Genomic DNA, 19,754 nt, shown 5'->3' on the forward strand with positions numbered 1-19,754 from the left:
AGATGGCCACCTTGTTTTCGCACCTGCTGGTGCTCGTGACCCTGGCCACAGGATTGGTCTGGGCCTTCGATCACTTTGTGCTACTGCCTAAGCGCCGCGCCAAAGTGACGGCTGCCGAGCAGGTGAATAAACTCAGCGACGATGCGCGTCTGAGCATGCTGCGTGAAGGCCCGGTGGCCGAAAACTGTCGCGCCGTGTTTCCAGTACTGGCGTTTGTGCTGGTGCTGCGCTCATTCCTGTATGAGCCTTTCCAGATCCCCTCTGGTTCCATGATGCCCACCCTGCTGGTGGGCGACTTCATCCTGGTGGAGAAGTACGCCTACGGCCTGCGGGATCCGGTGTGGCGTCATAAATTCCTGGAAACCGGCGAGCCCAAGCGCGGCGACGTGGCGGTGTTCAAATACCCGGGTGACACCAATGTGGACTACATTAAGCGGATCATTGGCCTGCCAGGGGATCGCATCGTCTATCGCAACAAGCGTCTGTACGTTCAGCCCGCTTGCACCGCTGGCATGAGCCCATGCCCGGAAATGCAGGAGGTGGCCGTGGTGCCGGAGAGCGTCGGAGATTTCTACCAGGGTGGCATTCCACTGGAGCGCTACAGCGAAAGCCTGGGCCCGGTAGAGCACGACATCCTGGTGAATCCGATGCGTCCTGAGCCGGTTCAAGCCTACTACAACCAGCGCGGCGTTCGTGCCGGTGAATGGGTGGTGCCGGAAGGCAAATACTTCGCCATGGGTGACAACCGCGACAACAGCACCGACAGCCGTTTCTGGGGCTTTGTTGATGAATCCCTGCTGGTGGGCAAAGCGGTCTTTATCTGGATCTCCTTCGAGCGTGAGCGCAGCTCCAATAGCTGGCTGCCCAGCTGGGTGCCCACCGGGGTTCGTTTTGAGCGCGTTGGTGGTTTGCAGTGAGTACATTGAAACTGACCCGGCTGCAGGATGCGCTGGGTTATCAGTTTAAGGATATCGCACTGCTGAACCAGGCACTGACCCATCGCAGTGCCGCAGCTCAACATAACGAACGTCTGGAATACCTTGGCGACGCCGTTCTCTCCTTTGTGATCGCCGAAGCGCTCTATCTGCGCTTCCCCAAAGTGGCGGAAGGCGACATGACCCGTATGCGCGCCTCGCTGGTAAAAGGGGTGACCCTGGCTGAACTGGGCCGGGAGCTGGCCCTTGGAGAAGTGATCAAGCTGGGCCCGGGCGAACTGAAGTCCGGCGGATTCCGTCGGGAGTCTATCCTGGCGGATGCCGTCGAAGCGATTCTGGGCGCGGTCTACCTGGATGGTGGCATTGAAGTGTGCAAGCCGCTTATCCTGAGACTGTACCAGGAGCGTCTTTCCACCATCGAACCGGGGATCCGCCAGAAAGATCCCAAGACCCGGCTGCAGGAGCATCTGCAGGCCCGCAAGCAGCCTTTGCCGGAGTATGAGGTGGTGTCCGTGGAAGGGGACGCCCATAACCAGAGATTTACCGTGCGCTGCCGTGTCAGCGCCCTGGCCGAGCCGATGATTGGCACCGGCAGTTCCCGACGCAAAGCGGAGCAGGACGCCGCCAGCCGGGTATTGGAGCAATTGTCTTAATGACTGATACCACTTACTGCGGCTTTGTCGCCATCGTGGGCCGCCCCAATGTGGGCAAGTCCACCCTGCTGAACCGCCTGCTGGGTCAGAAGGTGTCCATCACCTCCCGCAAGCCTCAGACCACCCGTCACCGCATCATGGGGATCCACACCGAAGGGGCCTACCAGACCATCTTCGTTGACACCCCGGGCCTGCACGTTGAAGAGAAGCGTGCCATCAACCGCCTGATGAACCGTGCGGCAGCCTCCAGCATCGGTGATGTGGAGATGGTGATCATGATGGTGGAGGGCACCCGCTGGACCGCTGATGACCAGATGGTGCTGAATAAGATCCGTCGTGGCGCCGAAGACCGGAAAACCGTGCTGGTCGTGAACAAGGTTGACCAGGTGAAAGAAAAAGCGGAGCTGATGCCGCACCTTCAGTGGTTGCAGCAGCAGTTTCCCTTCGATGCCATCATTCCGATGTCGGCCGGTAAGGGCGATGACATCCGCCCGCTGATCGACATGGCTCAGAAAGAGTTGCCGGAGTGCATTCACTACTTCCCCGAGGAGTACGTGACCGACCGCAGCCAGCGCTTTATGGCGGCGGAGATTGTCCGGGAAAAACTGATGCGCTTCCTGGGTGACGAACTGCCTTACTCCATCAACGTGGAGATTGAGCAGTTTCAGGTCGACGAGAAGGGCACCTATCACATCAACGCCCTGATCCTGGTGGAGCGTTCCGGCCAGAAACGGATGGTGATCGGCAACAAGGGTGAGCGGATCCGTACCATTGGTCGTGAAGCCCGCCTGGATATGGAAAAACTGTTCGATACCAAGGTCTACCTGGAAACCTGGGTTAAGGTGAAATCCGGTTGGGCCGACGACGAACGGGCACTGCGAAGCCTGGGGTATGGCGACGACTGAGCCTCTCCATCGCGCTTATCTGCTGCACGCCCGGCCATACCGGGAGTCGAGCCTGTTGCTCGACCTCCTATCAGATACCCATGGCCGGGTGGCGGCAGTCGCCCGGGTCGGGGGTAAAAGCGGCGGGGCGAAAAAAGCCCAGCTTCAGCCCTTCCGGCCCCTGATGATCGCCCTCTCCGGGCGCACTTCCCTCCGTAATCTGGCCCAGCTCGAGGCCCCGACACTGCCTCTGCCTCTCTCCGGTCAGCGGTTGTATGCCGGCCTTTACCTCAATGAACTCTGTCAGCGTCTGCTTCAGGAATGGCAACCGTTGGACGGCCTGTTCGATCACTACCATGATGCCCTGATGGGGCTGGCTGAATCGGGCCCGATGGAGCCCCTATTGAGAGAGTTTGAGCGCGCCCTGCTGGACCTGCTTGGCGTGCTGCCGCCACCGGGAGAGGATGCGGATGGTGAGCCGTTGCACCCCATGGCCCGCTATGCCTGGCGGCCTCATCAAGGCTGGGTGTTGCGGGGAGACGCGGCCAGCGGCTACAGTGGCGACAGCCTGCTGCAATGGCAGCAACAGCGGTTGGAAACGCCGCAAGCCATGAACGAGATAAAACGGGCGGTGCGGGAGCTGTTTCGTCCCCTGTTGGGGGAGAAGCCGCTGCACAGCCGGACGCTATTTTTACAGCAACGAGGACGTAATGAGCATTCTTCTGGGCGTTAATATCGACCACATCGCCACCCTGCGCCAGGCGCGCGGCACCGATTATCCGGATCCGGTCCATGCCGCTGCCGTGGCGGAGCACGCCGGTGCCGATGGCATCACCATCCACCTGCGGGAAGATCGCCGCCATATCGTCGATCGTGACGTCGAGGTGTTGGCCAAGACGCTGAAGACCCGCATGAATCTTGAGATGGCCGTGACCGAGGAGATGCTGGCCATCGCAGAGCGGACTCGCCCGGAATATGTCTGTCTGGTGCCGGAGAAGCGCGAAGAGCTGACCACGGAAGGGGGGCTGGATGTGGCAGGCCAGCTGAACAAGATCACCGATGCCGTAACCCGTCTGCGTCAGGCGGGCATCAAGGTGTCCCTCTTTATTGATGCGGACCCGCGCCAGATCGACGCTACCGTCGCAACCGGCGCGCCCTATATCGAGATCCATACCGGCCACTATGCTGATGCCGAGGATGAGATCAGCCGCGACAAGGAGCTGAACCGCATCCGAGAAGCGGCTCGCTACGCCCACAGCAAAGGACTGGTGGTGAATGCGGGCCATGGCTTGCACTACCACAACGTCAAGCCGATTGCGGCCATTCCGGAGCTGTACGAGCTGAACATCGGCCATGCCATCATCGCCCGGGCCGCCATCGATGGTCTCGATCTGGCGGTGCGTGATATGAAGCGGCTGATGCTGGAAGCCCGTCAGGGCCTGTAAGCATGATCATCGGCCTTGGCACCGACATTGTGGAGATCGCCCGGATCCAGGCGCAGTATGAGCGTCTGGGTTCCCGTTTTGCGGCCCGCATTCTGACGGAGTCAGAGCGGGAAACCCTGGCGCAAGCCAAAGAGCCGGCCCGGCTACTGGCCAAGCGGTTTGCGGTGAAGGAGGCGGCGGCCAAAGCGTTGGGCACCGGCATCGGCCGTGGCGTGTCGTTTCAGCACATCGAGTTGCAGCACAATGAGTGGGGGGCGCCGATTCTGGTGTTCACCGGCGGCGCACTGGAGCGGTTTGAACTGCTTGGTGGACGCGGCATGCACATCAGTCTCTCTGATGAGCAGCACTACGCTACGGCAACGGTGGTGCTGGAGTCTTAAAAGCGGTATCGGGCGATCAGGGAGAGCGCCATCTGATCGCCCCGGCTGTGGTCCTGCTGGTGTCGCACATCCAGGGATAAGCGCGCGCGTCCCAATTGATAGCCCCCCTCCACCCGGGTTTCCTGGGTCGGTTCCCAGTCACTGGTGACAAACCAGTGGCTGTCCGGTTTTCCCCATCTCAGTTCCCATAGGTTTTCATCGGCAGACACCACCGCCGCGGACAAGGCCATCGGTTGTTCGGTGGGCAGAGGGAGATCATTGGCTTCTGCGGCGGGCACTAAGAATACAGCAACAACGACCAGCCAACCGCAGAGGAGACGACGTGGCCGTTGCATGGCTCAATCCTTTTTCGCAGCGCGGAGTCTAAGCGTAGTTGCTGAAAAATCAGTTTGCTGACAAAAATCGGACCGATTTCACCCGGTTATCCGCCACTTCGATCACCTCTAGGCCGTGGCCCTCAATCTCCAGGCGGGTTTGCGGGTCGGGAATGTCCTCGAACAGTTCCAGAATGAGGCCGTTGAGGGTTTTGGGGCCGTCGGTCGGCAGGGTCCAGTGAGTTTCCCGGTTGAGATCCCGAACCGTGATGCTGGCGTCCACAATCAGGCTGCCATCCTCCTGGCGGCAAATCCCCTCGCTGGGCGGCCCCTGAATGCCGGTAGTAAAGTCGCCGACGATCTCCTCCAGGATATCCTCCAGCGTCACCAGACCCTGGATATCGCCGTACTCATCCACCACCAGTCCGATGCGCTCCTTGGCTCGCTGGAACTTCAGCAGCTGCACATTCAGCGGGGTACCCTCAGGGATAAAGTAGATCTCGCGAACGGCGCGCAGCAGAGTGCTCTTGTCGTTCGGCTTCTGATCCTTGGTGAACAGGCGCAGCACATCGCTCAGATGCACCACCCCAACCACATCATCGATGTTGTCCCGATAGAGCAGCACCCGGGTGTGGGGGCTGTGGGTCAACTGACGGATGATCGCCCGGTAATCGTCATTGATGTCGATGGCGTAGATCTCGGCCCGGGGGATCATGATCTCCTCCACGGTCACCTTTTCCAGGTCCAGAATCGACACCAGCATCTCCCGGTGGCGGCGGGGGATCAGCCCTCCGGCTTCATGCACCACGCTGCGCAGTTCGTCGGTGCTCAGATGGTCACCATCCGGGCTGCGATGGCTCAGGCGCAATACGCGCAGGATGCCGTTGCTGAGGTGGTTAACCAGCCAGACAAAGGGGTAGAACAGCGACATCAGGGGTCGCAGTACCAGGGAGTTGGGATACGCCAGCTTTTCCGGGTATTGGGCTGCCAGGGTCTTGGGCGTGACCTCGGCAAAGATCAGGATGATAAAGGTGAGGCCGCCGGTAGCGATGGCCGGGCCCCAGTCGCCATACCAGCGCTGGCAGATGATGGTGGCCAGCGACGCTGCGGCAATGTTGACGATGTTATTGCCGATCAGGATCAGGCCGATCAAACGGTCCGGTCGTTGCAGTAGGCGTTCGGCTCTCTGCGCCCCTTTATGACCCTTTTGGGCAAGATGGCGCAGGCGATAGCGATTCAGCGACATCATCGCTGTTTCGGTACCGGAGAAGAATGCGGATATCAGAATTAGGAGGGCAAGAATCAGCAGTAAACTGCCCGTGGGTATGTCGTCCAACGTAAGGTCTCTTTAGCCGTTCGGATCCCTAATTAAACGGCTGAGGCGCGCCCTGTCAAGGGCGCGCCCCGAATGCTCAGGTCAGGATCAGCTCTCGCACGATGCGAGAACCGAAGTAGGCGATGGAGAGCAGCACCGCGCCACTGAGGGTAAAGGCCACCGCAGAGCGGATGCGCATCCCTTTGGTGTGGTGTCGGGCCAGCATGATGGCGTACACCGCCCAGGCAATCATAGACAGGATCGCCTTATGCCCTTTGCCGTCGCCGAGGAAGTTCTCCAAGAACACCCAGCCGGTCAGCAGGCCCAGGGTCAGCAGAATAAAGCCGATCCAGATCAGGTGATACAACTGCTTCTCAACGGTCATCAGCGGCGGCAGGGATGGGTTCAGCATCAACTGTCGCTGCTTCAGACGCCGGTCGATGCCTGCCAACTGCAGGGCATAGAGGGCGGCGAGCAGCATAACCGCATAGGAGAGCAGGGCCAGTACCACGTGGGTCAGCACCATCGGCTCCGCTTCAAAGTGAGTGATGTACTTTGGCGGCAGCAGCCACAAGCCGACGACGGCCAGGATGGCGCACAGGTAGACCGCGGGGGAGACCACCAGCACTTTCATGCGGGGCATCATGACGGTCACCGACAGGGTGATGATCCACACCAGCAGAGAGAGGGTGTTGGTCAAACTGAAGTTCTGGCCATCCTTCATCAGAATGGCGTCGCCCAACACCAGAGCGTGTGCGGCAACCGCAACACCGGCAGAGAGGGTGATCAGCTTGCGGTTGGGGCCTTCTGGGGCCAACAGCCGGGAAGCCAACAGATAGAAAGCGATGGCGTATCCGAGGATCGCCACGACCGCGAATAACTCCATGATGTCCCTTTTTCGCAGTTAGAGCGCTGATAAATAAGGTCGCGCAGAGCACCTTTGGCTAGCTTAACACGGGCTCGGGGCGGAGCGCATCGGGGGGGGAGGTCAAGATGTGATCTGGGCTTGATTGAGTTTAACTTCACCGGCTCGCTATAATGCGTCCTCATTTGTATTACTGTGGTGCGGCGATGTTCCAGAATCTTTCCGAGCGCTTGAACCAAACGCTGAAAAACATCAGCGGCCGAGGTCGACTGACCGAGGACAACATCAAAGACACTCTGCGCGAAGTGCGCATGGCGCTTTTGGAAGCGGACGTGGCCCTGCCGGTGGTGCGCGAATTCATCAATAAGGTTCGCGAGCGCGCAGTGGGCACCGAGGTGTCCAAGAGCCTAACGCCGGGCCAGGCCTTCATTAAGATCGTTCGCACCGAGATGGAAGCGGCGATGGGGGAGGCCAACGAAGCCCTCAACCTGGCCGCCCAGCCACCGGCCGTGATCATGATGGCGGGTCTGCAGGGTGCCGGTAAAACCACCTCTGTGGGCAAGCTGGCCAAGTTCCTGAAAGAGCGCCACAAGAAATCTGTGCTGGTGGTCAGTGCGGACGTATACCGTCCTGCGGCCATCAAGCAGTTGGAGACCCTGGCGACCGATATCGGTGTGGAGTTCTTCCCCTCCAGCATCGAACAGAAGCCGGTCGACATCGCCAATGCGGCCATCGACCACGCCAAGAAGAAGTTCTTCGATGTAGTGATTGTCGATACCGCGGGTCGTCTGCACGTTGACGGCGAGATGATGGAGGAGATTAAAGCCCTCCATGCGGCCATTAACCCGGTCGAGACCCTGTTTACCGTTGATGCCATGACGGGTCAGGATGCGGCGAACACCGCCAAGGCCTTTAATGACGCGCTGCCGCTGACCGGTGTGATTCTGACCAAGGTGGATGGTGACGCCCGTGGCGGTGCCGCCCTCTCCATCCGTCACATCACCGGTAAGCCGATCAAGTTCCTGGGTGTCGGTGAGAAGACCGAAGCCCTTGAGCCGTTCCACCCGGACCGTGTGGCCTCCCGAATCCTTGGCATGGGCGACGTGCTCTCCCTTATCGAAGAGGTGGAAGCCAAGGTCGACAAGCAGCAAGCGGAAAAGCTGGCGACCAAGCTGAAGAAGGGTGAGGGCTTTGACCTCAACGACTTCCGTGACCAGCTTCAGCAGATGCACAACATGGGCGGCATGATGGGGATGCTGGAGAAACTGCCCGGCATGAACCAACTGCCCGCAGATGCTCTGGCTCAGGTTCAGGACAATAAAATCACTCGCCAGATGGAAGCGATCATCAACTCCATGACCCCGAAGGAGCGTGCGCGCCCCGACATCATCAAGGGCAGCCGGAAAAAGCGGATCGCCGCAGGCTCCGGTACCCAGCTTCAGGATGTGAACCGTCTGCTTAAGCAGTTCACCCAGATGCAGAAAATGATGAAGAAGATGAAGGGCGGCGGTCTCAAGAAGATGATGCGCAGCATGGGTGGCATGATGCCCCCCGGAATGAAATTTCCACGCTAAAAGTCTGACTTAGCCCAGGCCGGTCTAGACTTTCCTGTCAGGCATACCGGCCATCGGGGCGATCACTTTCTAGCCCGCGAGGTTGCATTGAGCTTAGGTTCAGGTAAAATCGGCGGGCTTTCTATCTTGGGGCCGTTGCGGCCCCTGTTTTATTGCTTGCAAACACCATTAGAGGATGTAAACCGTATGGTAACCATTCGTTTGGCTCGTGGCGGCGCGAAAAAGCGTCCCTTCTACTCCGTTGTAGTAGCGGACAGCCGTAACGCCCGTGACGGCCGTTTCATTGAAAAAGTGGGTTTCTTTAACCCGATCGCTGCTGGTCAAGAAGAAAAGCTGCGTATTGATCTGGAGCGCGTAGAGCACTGGATCAACAACGGCGCTGCGGTTTCTGACCGTGTAGCTACCCTGATCAAGGACGCCCGCAAAGCGGCTGCCTAAGTCAGGATTGGGTAGGTAAGGTTGATGTCCAACATGGAACAGATCGTCGTCGGTCGTCTTGGCTCGGCGTACGGTATCCGCGGTTGGCTGAAGGTCAACGCCTTTACCGACTCACTCGAAGGCATCTTTGAGTACTCTCCCTGGCTGATTTTCTACCAGGGAAAATGGCAAGAGGTGAAGGTGGCCGATTGGCGCCGTCACAACAACGGCATCATCTGCCGGCTGGAAGGGGTCGAAGACCGCAACCAGGCGGAGCAGTACACCAACTGTGATGTTGCTATCTTGTCGGCGCAGCTTGAGGCGCTGCCAGAAGACGAGTTCTACTGGCGTGATCTGATGGGCTGTACCGTGGTGAACACCCAAGGCTACGACATGGGTAAGGTGACCGGCTTGCTGGAAACCGGATCCAATGACGTGCTGGAAGTGGAAGCCAAGAGTAACGATGCGTTCGGCAAGCGGGAGCGTTTGATTCCGTTTGTAACCGAGCAGTTCATCCTTGAGGTGGACACGCTGGGTAAAAAAATTGTCGTCGACTGGGACCCCAGTTTTTAAATAGCGAGGAAAATCCCATGTGGTTAGGGGTAGTAACCCTCTTCCCAGAGATGTTCCGAGCCATCACTGACTTTGGGGTGACTGGTCGGGCCGTGAAAAATGGCCTTATTCAGGTACAAACGTGGAATCCTCGTGATTTCACAACGGATCGCCATCGTACCGTGGACGATCGCCCCTACGGCGGCGGCCCCGGAATGTTGATGATGGTCGAGCCATTGCGTGAAGCCATCCGCGCTGCCAAGGCAGAGGCGGGGGAGGGAGCCAAGGTGATTTACCTGTCTCCTCAGGGGCGTCCGCTGACTCAACCTGGTGTTGAACAGTTGGCCACCTATGAGCGCATGGTGCTGGTGTGCGGTCGGTACGAAGGTATCGATGAGCGCATCATCCAAAGCGAAGTGGATGAGGAGTGGTCCGTTGGTGACTATGTCCTCAGTGGCGGTGAACTGCCGGCCATGAACCTAATCGACGCGGTGTCCCGTTTGGTGCCCGGCGTCCTTGGGAAAGCGGCTTCGGCAGAGCAGGACTCCTTTTCGGATGGCTTGCTGGACTGTCCCCACTATACTCGTCCAGAAGTTCTGGATGGGGCAGCGGTACCTGAAGTGCTGTTGAGCGGCAACCATGAATTGATCCGGAAATGGCGCCTTAAGCAGTCCCTTGGACGCACCTGGGCGCGACGACCGGAACTGTTAAATAACCTAGCTCTGACTGACGAGCAGGCAAAACTGCTTGCTGAGTTCGTGACCGAACAACAGATCGAACGTTAGAGTTTTCAGTATATCTAGGATGAGAGTTTAATTATGAGCAACATCATCAAGCAGATTGAACAAGAGCAGATGAAGAGCGACGTTCCGGCTTTTGGCCCGGGTGACACCGTCGTTGTTCAAGTACGTGTAACTGAAGGCGACAAAACTCGTCTGCAGGCTTTCGAGGGCGTGGTTATCGCTAAGCGTAACCGTGGTCTGCACTCTGCGTTCACTGTTCGTAAGATCTCTAATGGTGAAGGCGTAGAGCGTGCGTTCCAGACTCACTCTCCGCTGGTAGAAAGCATCACCGTTAAGCGCCGCGGCCGTGTACGTCGTGCCAAGCTGTACTACCTGCGTGAGCGCAGTGGTAAGTCTGCACGTATCCGTGAGCGTCTGAACTAAGCATCGCTTAGTCCACCGCAAGCACACTCAAGCCCGCCTTTATGGCGGGCTTGTTCGTTTCCCTACCATAAAAAATAGCGATTTCATCTCTTTCGGGGCCATTTCGGCTCCAATTGCCGGTTTACATCAATTGTCAGTGTGGCACTCTGTCTGAAGACCGCGATACTGCGGCGTGTGCATGGTATTAAGACGGAGAAACACTATGCAGAAGGACAGCATCAACAACATCCATATCGACTCGGAACGAGTCCTCATCACTCCGGCCGAGCTTAAGGCCGAACTGCCGCTGTCCGACCACGCCTATCGATATATCCTGGATGCCCGCCAAACCGTTGCCGACATCGTTCACAAACGCGATAACCGCATCCTGGTGGTGGCAGGGCCCTGCTCGATTCACGATGTGGAAGCGGCCAAGGAGTACGCCCTTAAGCTGAAGAAGCTGCATGAGGAGCTTAAAGGGCAGTTCTACATCCTGATGCGGGTCTACTTTGAGAAACCGCGTACCACCGTGGGCTGGAAAGGCCTGATCAACGATCCCGATATGGACGGCTCCTTTAATGTGGAGAAGGGGCTGCGGCAGGCGCGCGAGCTGCTGATCTGGCTGGCTGAGCTGGAGTTGCCGGTGGCGACTGAAGCGTTGGATCCGATCAGTCCTCAGTACCTCAGTGAACTGTTTGCCTGGTCCGCCATTGGAGCTCGTACCACCGAATCCCAGACGCACCGTGAGATGGCCTCCGGCCTGTCGATGCCGGTGGGGTTCAAAAACGGTACCGACGGCAAGCTGGGTGTGGCGATCAACGCCCTGCAGGCCGCTTCGCACTCACACCGCTTTATGGGGATCAATCAGGCGGGCCAGGTTGCCCTGCTGCAAACCCAGGGCAACCCGGATGGTCACGTGATTCTGCGCGGTGGTAAGCAGCCCAACTACGATTCCGTTAACGTGGCGATGTGTGCCCAGGAGCTTCACGCCGCTGGATTGAATGCCCGACTGGTGATCGACTGCAGCCACGGCAACTCCTCCAAAGATCCCGCCCGGCAGCCCCTGGTGGCCCAGAACGTATTCCACCAGATCCTGGAGGGCAATACCTCCATCATCGGCATCATGCTGGAGAGCCACCTGAAGGAGGGAGCGCAGAGCGCCAACACCCCTCGGGATCAGCTTGAGTACGGCCTCTCCATCACCGATGCCTGCATCGACTGGGGTACTACCGAATCCCTGCTTCGGGTTGGTGCCGAGGCCCTGGGCCCAATGTTGGCCAATCGATTTAAGGAGGCCTGATGGCTGAGCCGAGTAGCGCTGCCCTGGACGCCTTACGGGGACAGATTGATGAGGTCGATCAGGAGATGCTGGCGCTGTTGCGTCGGCGTCTCGACCTGGTGGGTCAGGTGGGGACCATCAAACACAAAGAGGGTGTGCCCATCTACGCCCCGAAGCGGGAAGCCAGCATGCTGGCCAAGCGCCGGGCGGAAGCGGAAGCGATGGGCGTACCGCCGCAGCTGATCGAGGATCTGCTTCGACGCATCATGCGGGAGTCCTACGTTTCTGAGAAGGATGTCGGCTTTAAGCGGGTGCACGATACCCTTGGGCCGATCGTTATCGTCGGTGGTGGCGGTAAGCTGGGCAGCCTGTTTGCCCAGCTGTTTACGCTCTCCGGGTACGAGGTTCGTATTCTGGAGGAGGGGGACTGGGATCAGGCTGAAGCCCTGGTCTCTGATGCTGGAATGGTGGTGGTCAGCGTGCCGATCGACAAAACCTGTGAGGTGATCGAACGGTTACCAACACTGCCTCAGGATTGCCTGCTGGTGGATCTGACCTCCATCAAACAGGCCCCTCTTGCGGCGATGCTTAAGTCTCATCCCGGGCCCGTTCTCGGCTTGCACCCCATGTTCGGTCCGGATGTCTCCTCCCTGGCGAAGCAGGTGGTGGTGGTGTGTCATGGTCGGGGCGAGGAGCAGTACCAGTGGCTGCTGAAACAGATCGCCATCTGGGGGGCCCGACTGCATGAGGCACCCGCCTCTGAGCACGATCAGGCGATGCAACTGGTTCAGGCGATGCGCCACTTCACCGCCTTTGTGTATGGTCTGCACCTGAAGCGGGAGCATGCTGACATCGAGCAGTTATTGCAGTTCAGCTCCCCCATCTACCGTCTGGAACTGGCGATGGTGGGCCGTCTTTTTGCCCAGGATCCCAGCCTGTACGCCGACATCATCTTCGCCCAGCCGGATGCCCTGGCCCGGGCCCGGCATTATCTGGATCGTTATCAGGAAGCGCTGGCGCTGCTGGAAGCGGGGGATAAGGCGGGCTTCGAAGCGCTGTTTGACGATGTGGCTCAATGGTTTGGTGATTTCGCCCAGCAGTTCCGGGTGGAGAGCGCCAACATGTTGATGGCTGCCAATGACAGTCGCAGTGGCTGACAGCGCCCCGTGCGGCTGCTAGGGTGTGTCTGAGGAGGCAACCTATGGGCTCCATCCATATTGAACGGTCTCACGACCTTTCCGTTGCCGAGCTGGACGCACTGGTCAGTGATCTGTCCGGACAGCTGGCACGGGAGTACCAACTGCGTGTGCAGAGGCGGGGGGATATGGTCCACTTTTCCCGCAATGGGGCGCGGGGGACTTTGTTGCCCGGCCCCTCCCATCTGGTGATCACTCTGGAACTGGGCTTCCTGCTGAGGCCGTTCCGGGATGGCATTCACCAGGCGATTGAACGACAGTTGGATGCGCTGTTAGGCTAATAAAAAAACGGGACGATATTCGTCCCGTTTTTTGATCCAGAGCAAGCTTTTACCCCTCCTTTAGAGCGCCGATTCTAGACCCGCTTCATACCCTGACATTAGGGAAACATCCCTGTCGCCAGAATCAAAGGAGGGCATTATGTCTAAGCGTGAACACACTCCCCCAATTGAGCAGGAAGCCATGGCTCGCAAGATCTGGCTGGCTGGTCTGGGTGCTTATGCCAAGAGCGCCAAAGAGGTGACCAACCTGTCCGAGCGCGGTCGTACCTGGTTTGAAGAGTTGATGGAAAGGGGCCGTGAGCTGGAAAACCAGACCAAGACCCGAGTTAAAGATGCGGCCTCTCAAACCCAGGAAGCCGTGACTCAGCAGATGAACGCACGGGTACAGCGCTTTACCGGCCTGGATCCTCATCAGTTGGATGAACTGGACACCAAGCTCGACCAACTGGCCGAAGTGGTGGACAAGCTGGCTACCACCAAAGTAGCTCCGGCACCGGAAAAGCCCGTTGCCAAGGTAGAGCCTGATGTAAAACCGGCCCCGCGCCGCACCGCGCGGAAACCCGCTGCTAAGAAAGACGCTTAAGCGTCCGGGAGGGAAGCATGACCATCGATATCCGTGATCGTGGCCAGGAGTGGATCCAGGACAGCGAACAGATGGCACGCAACATCTGGTTAGCTGGTCTCGGGGTATACAGTAAGAGCCTGGAAGAAGCGGCGGAGCGTCGTGACCAGACCGAATCCCTGTTTGATTCGCTGGTTGATGAAGGCCGTAATGTTGAAGCCCAGACTCGAGAGAATGTGGCTCAACAGGTGAAATCGGCCAATCAGAATGTCGAGGCGCGAGTTCAGGCCCTGTTTGCCCGTCTGAGCGGTGTGGACCCCCGTCGTATTGACCAACTGAACGCCAAGGTGGATCGCCTCACTGAGCTGGTGGCGAAGTTGGCCCAGAACTAGGGAGGGCCTATGGCCAACCTGTCGTTACTGGATTTGGGGTTTGTCCTGTTTGAGAGTGACGCCACCCCATTGCACATTTCCGGTCTGGTGATGCTGTCTCCACCAGCCGGAGAGGTGGAAGGGTTCGGGCGTCGTCTGGTCGAGAAACTCTGGACCGGCGACCCGCCCGAGCCCCCTTTTGATCAGGTGCTGGATCTGGCCCTGACCCGCTGGCCCCGCTGGCGCTCCGCCAGCACAGTGGATCTAGGCTACCATGTGCGCCACTCTCAACTTCCCGAGCCGGGTAATCCCCACCAACTGCTGGAGCTGATCAGTCGCATCCACAGCTATCGTCTCGACCGCAGCCGCCCCTTGTGGGAACTGTGGGTGATTGATGGCCTGGAGAGTGGCGAAGTGGCTTTGGTGGTGAAGATCCACCACTCTCTGGCGGACGGTGTGCGGGCCTCCAAGCTGTTTGCCCGCAGCTGCAGCCTGACCCCGGATGGTGAGACTCACCCCTTCTGGGTCGGTGCGGGGCAAACCGATGCCACCGCACGGGCTGAGCGTGCCTCGTTGCTCTCCTGCCTGCTGAGCAGCCGTGGGTTGATCCAGCGTCAGATTGGCGCCAGCATCGGCCTGGCCAAGCTGGCAGGAAAGCTGGCTCTTAACTCTCTGAATCTGCAACCAACCCGGCTGAAGGTGCCCTTTACCGCACCGCGTACGCCGTTCAACATCAGCCCTGATCGGGCCCGCACTGTGGCTCTGGCCAGCCTCCCTCTGCGTCGCTTCTCACGAATCGCCAAACTGACCGGCACCACCGCCAATGATGTGATGCTGACGGTCTGTGACATGGCGCTTCATCGCTATCTTCAGGTGCATAACTGGTCCAGCCGCAAACCGATGGTGGCGCTCATGCCCATCAATCTTCGTCGTGCCGATGAGGAGCCGGTAGAGTGCAACAAGATCAGTCTGGGCCTGGTGGAGTTGGGGCAGAGCGACGATCCTCCGCTGGTGCGCCTCGGTAATATTCGTGACGGCACCATGGGGGTGAAGCAGGAGGCGCTTGAGCTCTCCGGCGACGCTTACTACCAGTACTCCATCATCGTAAATGGGCTGGCGCTGACCGCAGGACGTCTGGGGCTGCACCACTATCTGCCTCCCGCCACCAATATGTTGATCTCCAACGTCCCAGGTCCGACTCAGCCCCTGTACTATATGGGGGCAGAGGTGACGCAGATGTACCCGTTGTCACTGCTGTTACCTGGCCAAACGCTTAATATCACCCTGTTGAGCTACGCCGGTCAGATCCATTTCGGTCTGGTGTGCTGCCGACGTTCATTGCCGGGATTTGATGCCATTGCGGATTACCTGCACCAATCCCTGACGGAGCTGGAGCAGGCAACTTTGGAAGCGGTCACCGATGTGGTGATGCAGCACACGGCCTAAGGAGGGGTTATGCCCAGTTGGCGTGCCATTGCCCTGAATAAGTTGTTGTTTCGGGCCATGCGAAGCCGCTTTGCCCGCTGCAATGATGTGCACGCACTGCGTGCCACCATCAGCGGTCTGGATAAACTGGGCAACTACATTCTCCCCCCGTCCGGTCTGGACAGTGTTCCGGACCAACTTGGGGGTGTTCCCTGCGACTGGATTTTGACCGGGCAGAGTGTCAGTGAGCGGGTGATTCTCTATTTCCACGGTGGGGGATTCTGCTTACGCTCTCCGGGGGTGCACGGCGCTTTGTTGGGACGGTTGGCAGAGAGCACCAGCTCCCGGGGGCTGATGGTGGATTATCGGCTGGCGCCAGAGTTTCCCTATCCTGCGGCGGTCAATGATTGCTTGTCGGTTTACGAGACCTTGCTCGAACAAGGGATGGTGCCGGGGCAGTTGATCCTGGCGGGCGACTCCGCCGGGGGAAATCTGGTGCTGACCACCATGATGCAGGCCCGGGATCGCGGACTGCCTCAGCCAGCGGCGGGGATCCTGCTGTCGCCGGCGGTGGACATGGCGCTCAACGGCGAATCCGCCTTCCTGCTCCGAGAGGTGGACCCCTTCTTTGACCTGGGCTCACTGTTGCTGATGCGAAACTGTTATCTCAATGGCCATATGCCTTGCGATCCCCTTGTCTCCCCCTGCTATGGCGACCTGACCGAGCTGGCACCAATGATGATCCATGTGGGGGCGCTGGAGATGCTGCAGGATGACTCGGTCAGGCTGGCGGCGCAGATCCGGCGCCAGGGCGGTGTGGTGGATCTCACCATCTGGCCTGGCTTGCCCCATGTCTTTCCGCTGTTCTACCAACTGCCGGAAGCCCGCGAAGCGATCAGCCGCATTCGCGAATTCGTTATCCACCATACCGATCATGGTGCACTCGGGCCGGATTAAGATGGTCAGTGGTTGCTGAGCGGCTCTTGCTGCGCCAGGAGGGGCGTCGGTTCCGGCAGATAGGGCTGCAGCAGCGTCAGCAAACAGCGGGCACTGAGCAGCAACTGAGTTTCGCTGTCCCGCTCCGGATCCAGCTCAAAGCAGAGGCTTGCCAGGGCACTGAGCATCAGGCTGTCTGCCAGCCGGTTCCGCTCCTCTTCCGGGATCCCTAACGGCGTAAGCCGGTCCAGCCTCTTCAGCAGCAGTTGGCTGATTTGGCGGATTTGGCGTAGCTGACGGCGCCAGGTTTGCGCCAGGCCGGGCTGGCCAAAGCGCAGTGCCTCCTGGTCCCGGAACAGGCATCGGAAATGGTGGCCCACCCTCAGTAGCGAGAGCAGAAAGGCCTCAAAATCCACCGGTGTGTTCAGCTCCTGATCCATCCGCCGGTAGAGGCGGGCCAACGCCAAATCGCACTCTGCCAGCAGTGCCGCCAGAATCTCCTCCTTGCCACGGAAGTGGTAGTAGAGATTGCCTGGGCTGATCCCCAGGCTGGTGGCAATGGTCAGTGCGCTGATGGCCGCGGTGCCCTCCTGATTGAACAGTTCAAGGCTGGCATCGAGGATCCTCTCCCGGGTCCCCATCAGGCCACCTGGCACAACTGTCTGAGGTAGTGATACTCCAGCTTCATCAGCCGCTCACTGTCCCGGGCGGCGAACTGGGCCAGGGTCTTGCCGATAAAGGGCAGTTTGGATTCCAGGCTGAGCCGGATGGTATTGCGGCTGCCCTTATCGCGGACACTCAAAATCATGCCGCCTTGGATGGTCAGGGGCACCCCCAGGATCTGGATCGCCAGGGTGCAGTGGTAGCTGCCATCCTCCGTCTGACGCCAGTGTTCAGATTGCTCCAGCTGATTGCGGTCACCGACCACCGATTTAAGCAAGCCGGGTACCGCACTCTCCACCTCGCGGAACGTCATCATGCGCCACTGTTGGCTGTTGTCATCGCACTGCAGGATCCGCACCTTATCGGCTCCAATTGCCTGGTATTTCGCTTTCACCGCATCCGGTTCACGAAACTGGGACACCAGCGTGTCCAGCGGGCAGTCGTAGTCGTGGGTTACCGTCAGTTCCATGGCCAGGCTCCTTAAAAGTGAATGCCACGCAGCAGCGCCGCGAAGGTGATCTTTTCCTGCTGACGGGCCAGGTCTCTGTCCCGTCCATCATCATCGAACATGCGGAATGCGGAGTTCATGACGATCTCGGCCATCTTTGGTGCCACCGCATGCAGCACGGCACCAAAGATCCCCAGTCGGGTCGCGATCCGCTTCGGCTGATGCAGAATGCCCTGAAGCACCATGTCGGCGGCTTGATCCGGCGTCAGCGTGGGCACCTGCTCATAGAGTTTAGTGGGCGCGATCATCGGGGTGCGAACCAGCGGCATATTGATGGTGGTGAAGCGCACGCCGATGTCGGAGTACTCGGCCGCCGCACTGCGGCTAAAGGCTTCCAGTGCCGCTTTGGAGGCGACATAAGCGGAGAAGCGGGGGGCGTTGGTCAGTACACCGATGGAGGAGATATTGATGATCTGTCCTTTGCGGCGCTGGGTCATCCCTTCCAGTACCCCAAGGGTTAACCGAAGGGCGCCAAAGTAGTTGATGGCCATGGTGCGCTCGAAGTCGTGGAGGCGGTCCAGGGACTCGGCCACCGAGCGGCGGATGGATCGTCCGGCGTTGTTGATCAGCAGATCCACACCGCCATGCTCAGCATGAATGCGAGCCAGCAGGTGCTCCGACTCGGTGGCGTCGGTCAGGTCGGCCACATAGGGGTAGGCTTCGCCACCCAGCTCGGCGACCCGCTTGCAGGCTTCGCCCAACTCCTCCGCCTCTCTGGCCACCAGCAGCAGTCGAGCACCACAAGGCGCCAGTTTCAGGGCCGTGGCCAGGCCGATGCCGGAGCTGGCGCCGGTCAACAATACCCGTTGTCCGGCGAGGCGCTGGCAAAGGCTTCGCTCGATAAATCGGTCCGGGTCCAGATTGCGCTCCCAGTAGTCCCAGATCTTCTCCGCGTAACTGGGCAGTGACGGACAGCGGATGTCTCCTTCCGCCAACAGTGCGTGGGTGTAGGCGCAGTCAAACCGGGTGGGGTAGTTGATCAGGGAGAGGGCGCTTTCCGGCAGGCCATACTCCTCCAGGATGGCGCGGCCGATCCGCTTGAGCGGTGGGGACTGCATCATGCTTTGCCACAGATGGCGCGGCACCACGTCGAACAGTCGGGTATTGATCCGCATCGCCATCCGAGGCGCATGGCCAGCGTCGGCAAACAGGTTGAGTACTTCACCGGCGCGCAGCGGGGTGGGATCAGTAAGGTGGAAACACTGGCCATCCAGATCGGGCCGGTGCGCCAGGTAATCCATGGCATCGGTGACGAAATCCACCGGCACGATGTTTAACCGTCCCCCTTCAACGCCGAGCAGCGGCACCCAGCGGGGCAGGTTATCCCGCAGCTTTTGCAGCAGCTTGAAGAAGAGGTAGGGGCCGTCTACCCGATCCGCTTCCCCGCTGTTGGAGTCCCCAACCACGATGCCGGGGCGATAGATACGAACGGTAAGATCGTGCGCCTCACGGACCGCTTTCTCCGCCAGGTGTTTGGTCAGGAAGTAGGGGTGGTCGAGCTGTTCCGCTTCGGTGAACATGTTTTCGTTAAAGTGACCACGATAAAGGCCGGCTGCGGCGATGGAGCTGATGTGGTGGAAACAGCCAGCCCGAATCTGCCGGGCCAGCTCCAGAGTGTTTTTGGTGCCTTCGACGTTAGCGCGGATTTGAGACTCGGCGGAAGCTTTGAGATTGTAGATGGCGGCGAGGTGGAAGAGGTGGTCGATGTTTCCGGTCAGGCGTTGGATGTCGGTATCCGAGAGGCCCAGGTTGGGCTCCGTGATGTCGCCCTGAATGGGCACCAACCGCTCCGGTGTGAGCCCGAGTGGAGCGCCGATTTCCCCGAGTCGCTCAGCATCCTTGTCGGAGCGAACCAGGCAGTAGAATGTGCCTGGCCGCTTGGCCAGGCGTGCGAGTAGAAAACGGCCGATAAAGCCAGTGACGCCGGTAATGAAGTAGCCCATATGATCCCTTCCTTATGACCACCAAGACTGGTCAGGCCAGCCAGTGGGATCATTGTGGGCTGGTGAAAAAAACAGCGCAAAGGAAAGGCGGTTACTCTTTGCGCTCGATCA

General features: G+C 59.4%; 24 protein-coding genes. 18 read left to right on the top strand and 6 right to left on the bottom strand.

The annotated features are described in order from the left end of the window. Positions 1–2 precede the first annotated feature (2 nt). The 6 genes from lepB to acpS are packed head-to-tail and all read left to right on the top strand — an operon-like array spanning position 3 to position 4,297. Positions 3–917, top strand: a complete 915-nt coding sequence (gene lepB / locus KUV52_RS17820) for a signal peptidase I (protein WP_222527288.1) — start codon at positions 3–5, stop codon at positions 915–917. Continuing rightward, positions 914–1,588 carry a ribonuclease III gene (gene rnc / locus KUV52_RS17825; protein ID WP_222527289.1) on the top strand — a complete coding sequence of 225 codons (675 nt, stop codon included), beginning with the start codon at positions 914–916 and terminating at the stop codon, positions 1,586–1,588. The genes lepB and rnc overlap by 4 nt, the downstream gene beginning before the upstream one ends. Next, positions 1,588–2,493: a GTPase Era gene (gene era / locus KUV52_RS17830; RefSeq protein WP_222527290.1), complete on the top strand. Its 906-nt coding sequence runs from the start codon at positions 1,588–1,590 to the stop codon at positions 2,491–2,493. The genes rnc and era overlap by 1 nt, the downstream gene beginning before the upstream one ends. After that, entirely contained in the window at positions 2,480–3,205 is a 726-nt protein-coding gene (gene recO / locus KUV52_RS17835) for a DNA repair protein RecO (RefSeq protein WP_222527291.1), read from the top strand. Before era ends, recO begins: the two co-directional genes overlap by 14 nt. Next, positions 3,183–3,917, top strand: a complete 735-nt coding sequence (gene pdxJ, locus KUV52_RS17840) for a pyridoxine 5'-phosphate synthase (RefSeq protein WP_222527292.1) — start codon at positions 3,183–3,185, stop codon at positions 3,915–3,917. The genes recO and pdxJ overlap by 23 nt, the downstream gene beginning before the upstream one ends. Positions 3,918–3,919: 2 nt before the next feature. Continuing rightward, entirely contained in the window at positions 3,920–4,297 is a 378-nt protein-coding gene (gene acpS, locus KUV52_RS17845; protein ID WP_222527293.1) for a holo-ACP synthase, read from the top strand. On the opposite strand, the gene KUV52_RS17850 is transcribed toward acpS, so the two are convergent. The 3 genes from KUV52_RS17850 to KUV52_RS17860 form a co-directional block, all read right to left on the bottom strand. After that, the gene (locus tag KUV52_RS17850; protein WP_222527294.1) at positions 4,294–4,632 is read right to left on the bottom strand and encodes a hypothetical protein; all 339 of its coding nucleotides are present in this window, start codon (positions 4,630–4,632) and stop codon (positions 4,294–4,296) included. The genes acpS and KUV52_RS17850 overlap by 4 nt on opposite strands. Before the next feature lie 49 nt (positions 4,633–4,681). Beyond that, the gene (locus KUV52_RS17855) at positions 4,682–5,947 is read right to left on the bottom strand and encodes an HlyC/CorC family transporter (RefSeq protein WP_222527295.1); all 1,266 of its coding nucleotides are present in this window, start codon (positions 5,945–5,947) and stop codon (positions 4,682–4,684) included. A 76-nt stretch (positions 5,948–6,023) separates the two neighbouring features. Then, positions 6,024–6,812, bottom strand: a complete 789-nt coding sequence (locus KUV52_RS17860; protein WP_222527296.1) for an inner membrane protein YpjD — start codon at positions 6,810–6,812, stop codon at positions 6,024–6,026. Between the two features lie 185 nt (positions 6,813–6,997). On the opposite strand from KUV52_RS17860, the gene ffh reads away from it, so the two are divergent. From ffh to KUV52_RS17920, 12 genes are all read left to right on the top strand, one after another. Next, on the top strand, positions 6,998–8,365 hold the full coding sequence (gene ffh / locus KUV52_RS17865; protein ID WP_222527297.1) for a signal recognition particle protein: 1,368 nt from the start codon (positions 6,998–7,000) through the stop codon (positions 8,363–8,365). A 186-nt stretch (positions 8,366–8,551) separates the two neighbouring features. Continuing rightward, positions 8,552–8,803: a 30S ribosomal protein S16 gene (rpsP, locus tag KUV52_RS17870; protein ID WP_013344256.1), complete on the top strand. Its 252-nt coding sequence runs from the start codon at positions 8,552–8,554 to the stop codon at positions 8,801–8,803. Positions 8,804–8,824: 21 nt separating this feature from the next. Beyond that, positions 8,825–9,355: a ribosome maturation factor RimM gene (gene rimM, locus KUV52_RS17875; RefSeq protein ID WP_222527298.1), complete on the top strand. Its 531-nt coding sequence runs from the start codon at positions 8,825–8,827 to the stop codon at positions 9,353–9,355. A gap of 17 nt (positions 9,356–9,372) precedes the next feature. Beyond that, positions 9,373–10,119 carry a tRNA (guanosine(37)-N1)-methyltransferase TrmD gene (gene trmD, locus KUV52_RS17880; RefSeq protein ID WP_222527299.1) on the top strand — a complete coding sequence of 249 codons (747 nt, stop codon included), beginning with the start codon at positions 9,373–9,375 and terminating at the stop codon, positions 10,117–10,119. 33 nt (positions 10,120–10,152) lie between these two features. Then, a complete protein-coding gene (gene rplS / locus KUV52_RS17885; protein WP_222209254.1) occupies positions 10,153–10,500 on the top strand; it encodes a 50S ribosomal protein L19 in 348 nt (115 codons plus the stop codon). A gap of 202 nt (positions 10,501–10,702) precedes the next feature. Then, on the top strand, positions 10,703–11,779 hold the full coding sequence (locus KUV52_RS17890) for a 3-deoxy-7-phosphoheptulonate synthase (RefSeq protein ID WP_222527300.1): 1,077 nt from the start codon (positions 10,703–10,705) through the stop codon (positions 11,777–11,779). Next, the gene (tyrA, locus tag KUV52_RS17895) at positions 11,779–12,915 is read left to right on the top strand and encodes a bifunctional chorismate mutase/prephenate dehydrogenase (protein WP_222527301.1); all 1,137 of its coding nucleotides are present in this window, start codon (positions 11,779–11,781) and stop codon (positions 12,913–12,915) included. Before KUV52_RS17890 ends, tyrA begins: the two co-directional genes overlap by 1 nt. A 44-nt stretch (positions 12,916–12,959) precedes the next feature. Further along, complete coding sequence (locus tag KUV52_RS17900) at positions 12,960–13,235, top strand: polyhydroxyalkanoic acid system family protein (protein WP_222527302.1); 276 nt, start codon at positions 12,960–12,962, stop codon at positions 13,233–13,235. A 139-nt stretch (positions 13,236–13,374) separates the two neighbouring features. After that, positions 13,375–13,818 carry a phasin family protein gene (locus KUV52_RS17905; RefSeq protein WP_222527303.1) on the top strand — a complete coding sequence of 148 codons (444 nt, stop codon included), beginning with the start codon at positions 13,375–13,377 and terminating at the stop codon, positions 13,816–13,818. A 17-nt stretch (positions 13,819–13,835) separates the two neighbouring features. Further along, positions 13,836–14,189, top strand: a complete 354-nt coding sequence (locus tag KUV52_RS17910) for a phasin family protein (RefSeq protein WP_222527304.1) — start codon at positions 13,836–13,838, stop codon at positions 14,187–14,189. A gap of 9 nt (positions 14,190–14,198) precedes the next feature. Then, the gene (locus KUV52_RS17915; protein ID WP_222527305.1) at positions 14,199–15,614 is read left to right on the top strand and encodes a wax ester/triacylglycerol synthase family O-acyltransferase; all 1,416 of its coding nucleotides are present in this window, start codon (positions 14,199–14,201) and stop codon (positions 15,612–15,614) included. A 9-nt stretch (positions 15,615–15,623) separates the two neighbouring features. Further along, positions 15,624–16,550, top strand: a complete 927-nt coding sequence (locus tag KUV52_RS17920) for an alpha/beta hydrolase (RefSeq protein ID WP_222527306.1) — start codon at positions 15,624–15,626, stop codon at positions 16,548–16,550. A gap of 5 nt (positions 16,551–16,555) precedes the next feature. On the opposite strand, the gene KUV52_RS17925 is transcribed toward KUV52_RS17920, so the two are convergent. The 3 genes from KUV52_RS17925 to KUV52_RS17935 are packed head-to-tail and all read right to left on the bottom strand — an operon-like array spanning position 16,556 to position 19,643. After that, a complete protein-coding gene (locus KUV52_RS17925) occupies positions 16,556–17,170 on the bottom strand; it encodes a TetR/AcrR family transcriptional regulator (protein ID WP_222527307.1) in 615 nt (204 codons plus the stop codon). Further along, a complete protein-coding gene (locus tag KUV52_RS17930) occupies positions 17,170–17,661 on the bottom strand; it encodes a DUF2505 domain-containing protein (RefSeq protein ID WP_222527308.1) in 492 nt (163 codons plus the stop codon). Before KUV52_RS17930 ends, KUV52_RS17925 begins: the two co-directional genes overlap by 1 nt. Before the next feature lie 11 nt (positions 17,662–17,672). Next, on the bottom strand, positions 17,673–19,643 hold the full coding sequence (locus KUV52_RS17935) for an SDR family oxidoreductase (protein ID WP_222527309.1): 1,971 nt from the start codon (positions 19,641–19,643) through the stop codon (positions 17,673–17,675). Between the last annotated feature and the right edge of the window lie 111 nt (positions 19,644–19,754).

This window comes from Ferrimonas balearica (assembly GCF_019802055.1).
Lineage (GTDB): Bacteria > Pseudomonadota > Gammaproteobacteria > Enterobacterales > Shewanellaceae > Ferrimonas > Ferrimonas balearica_A.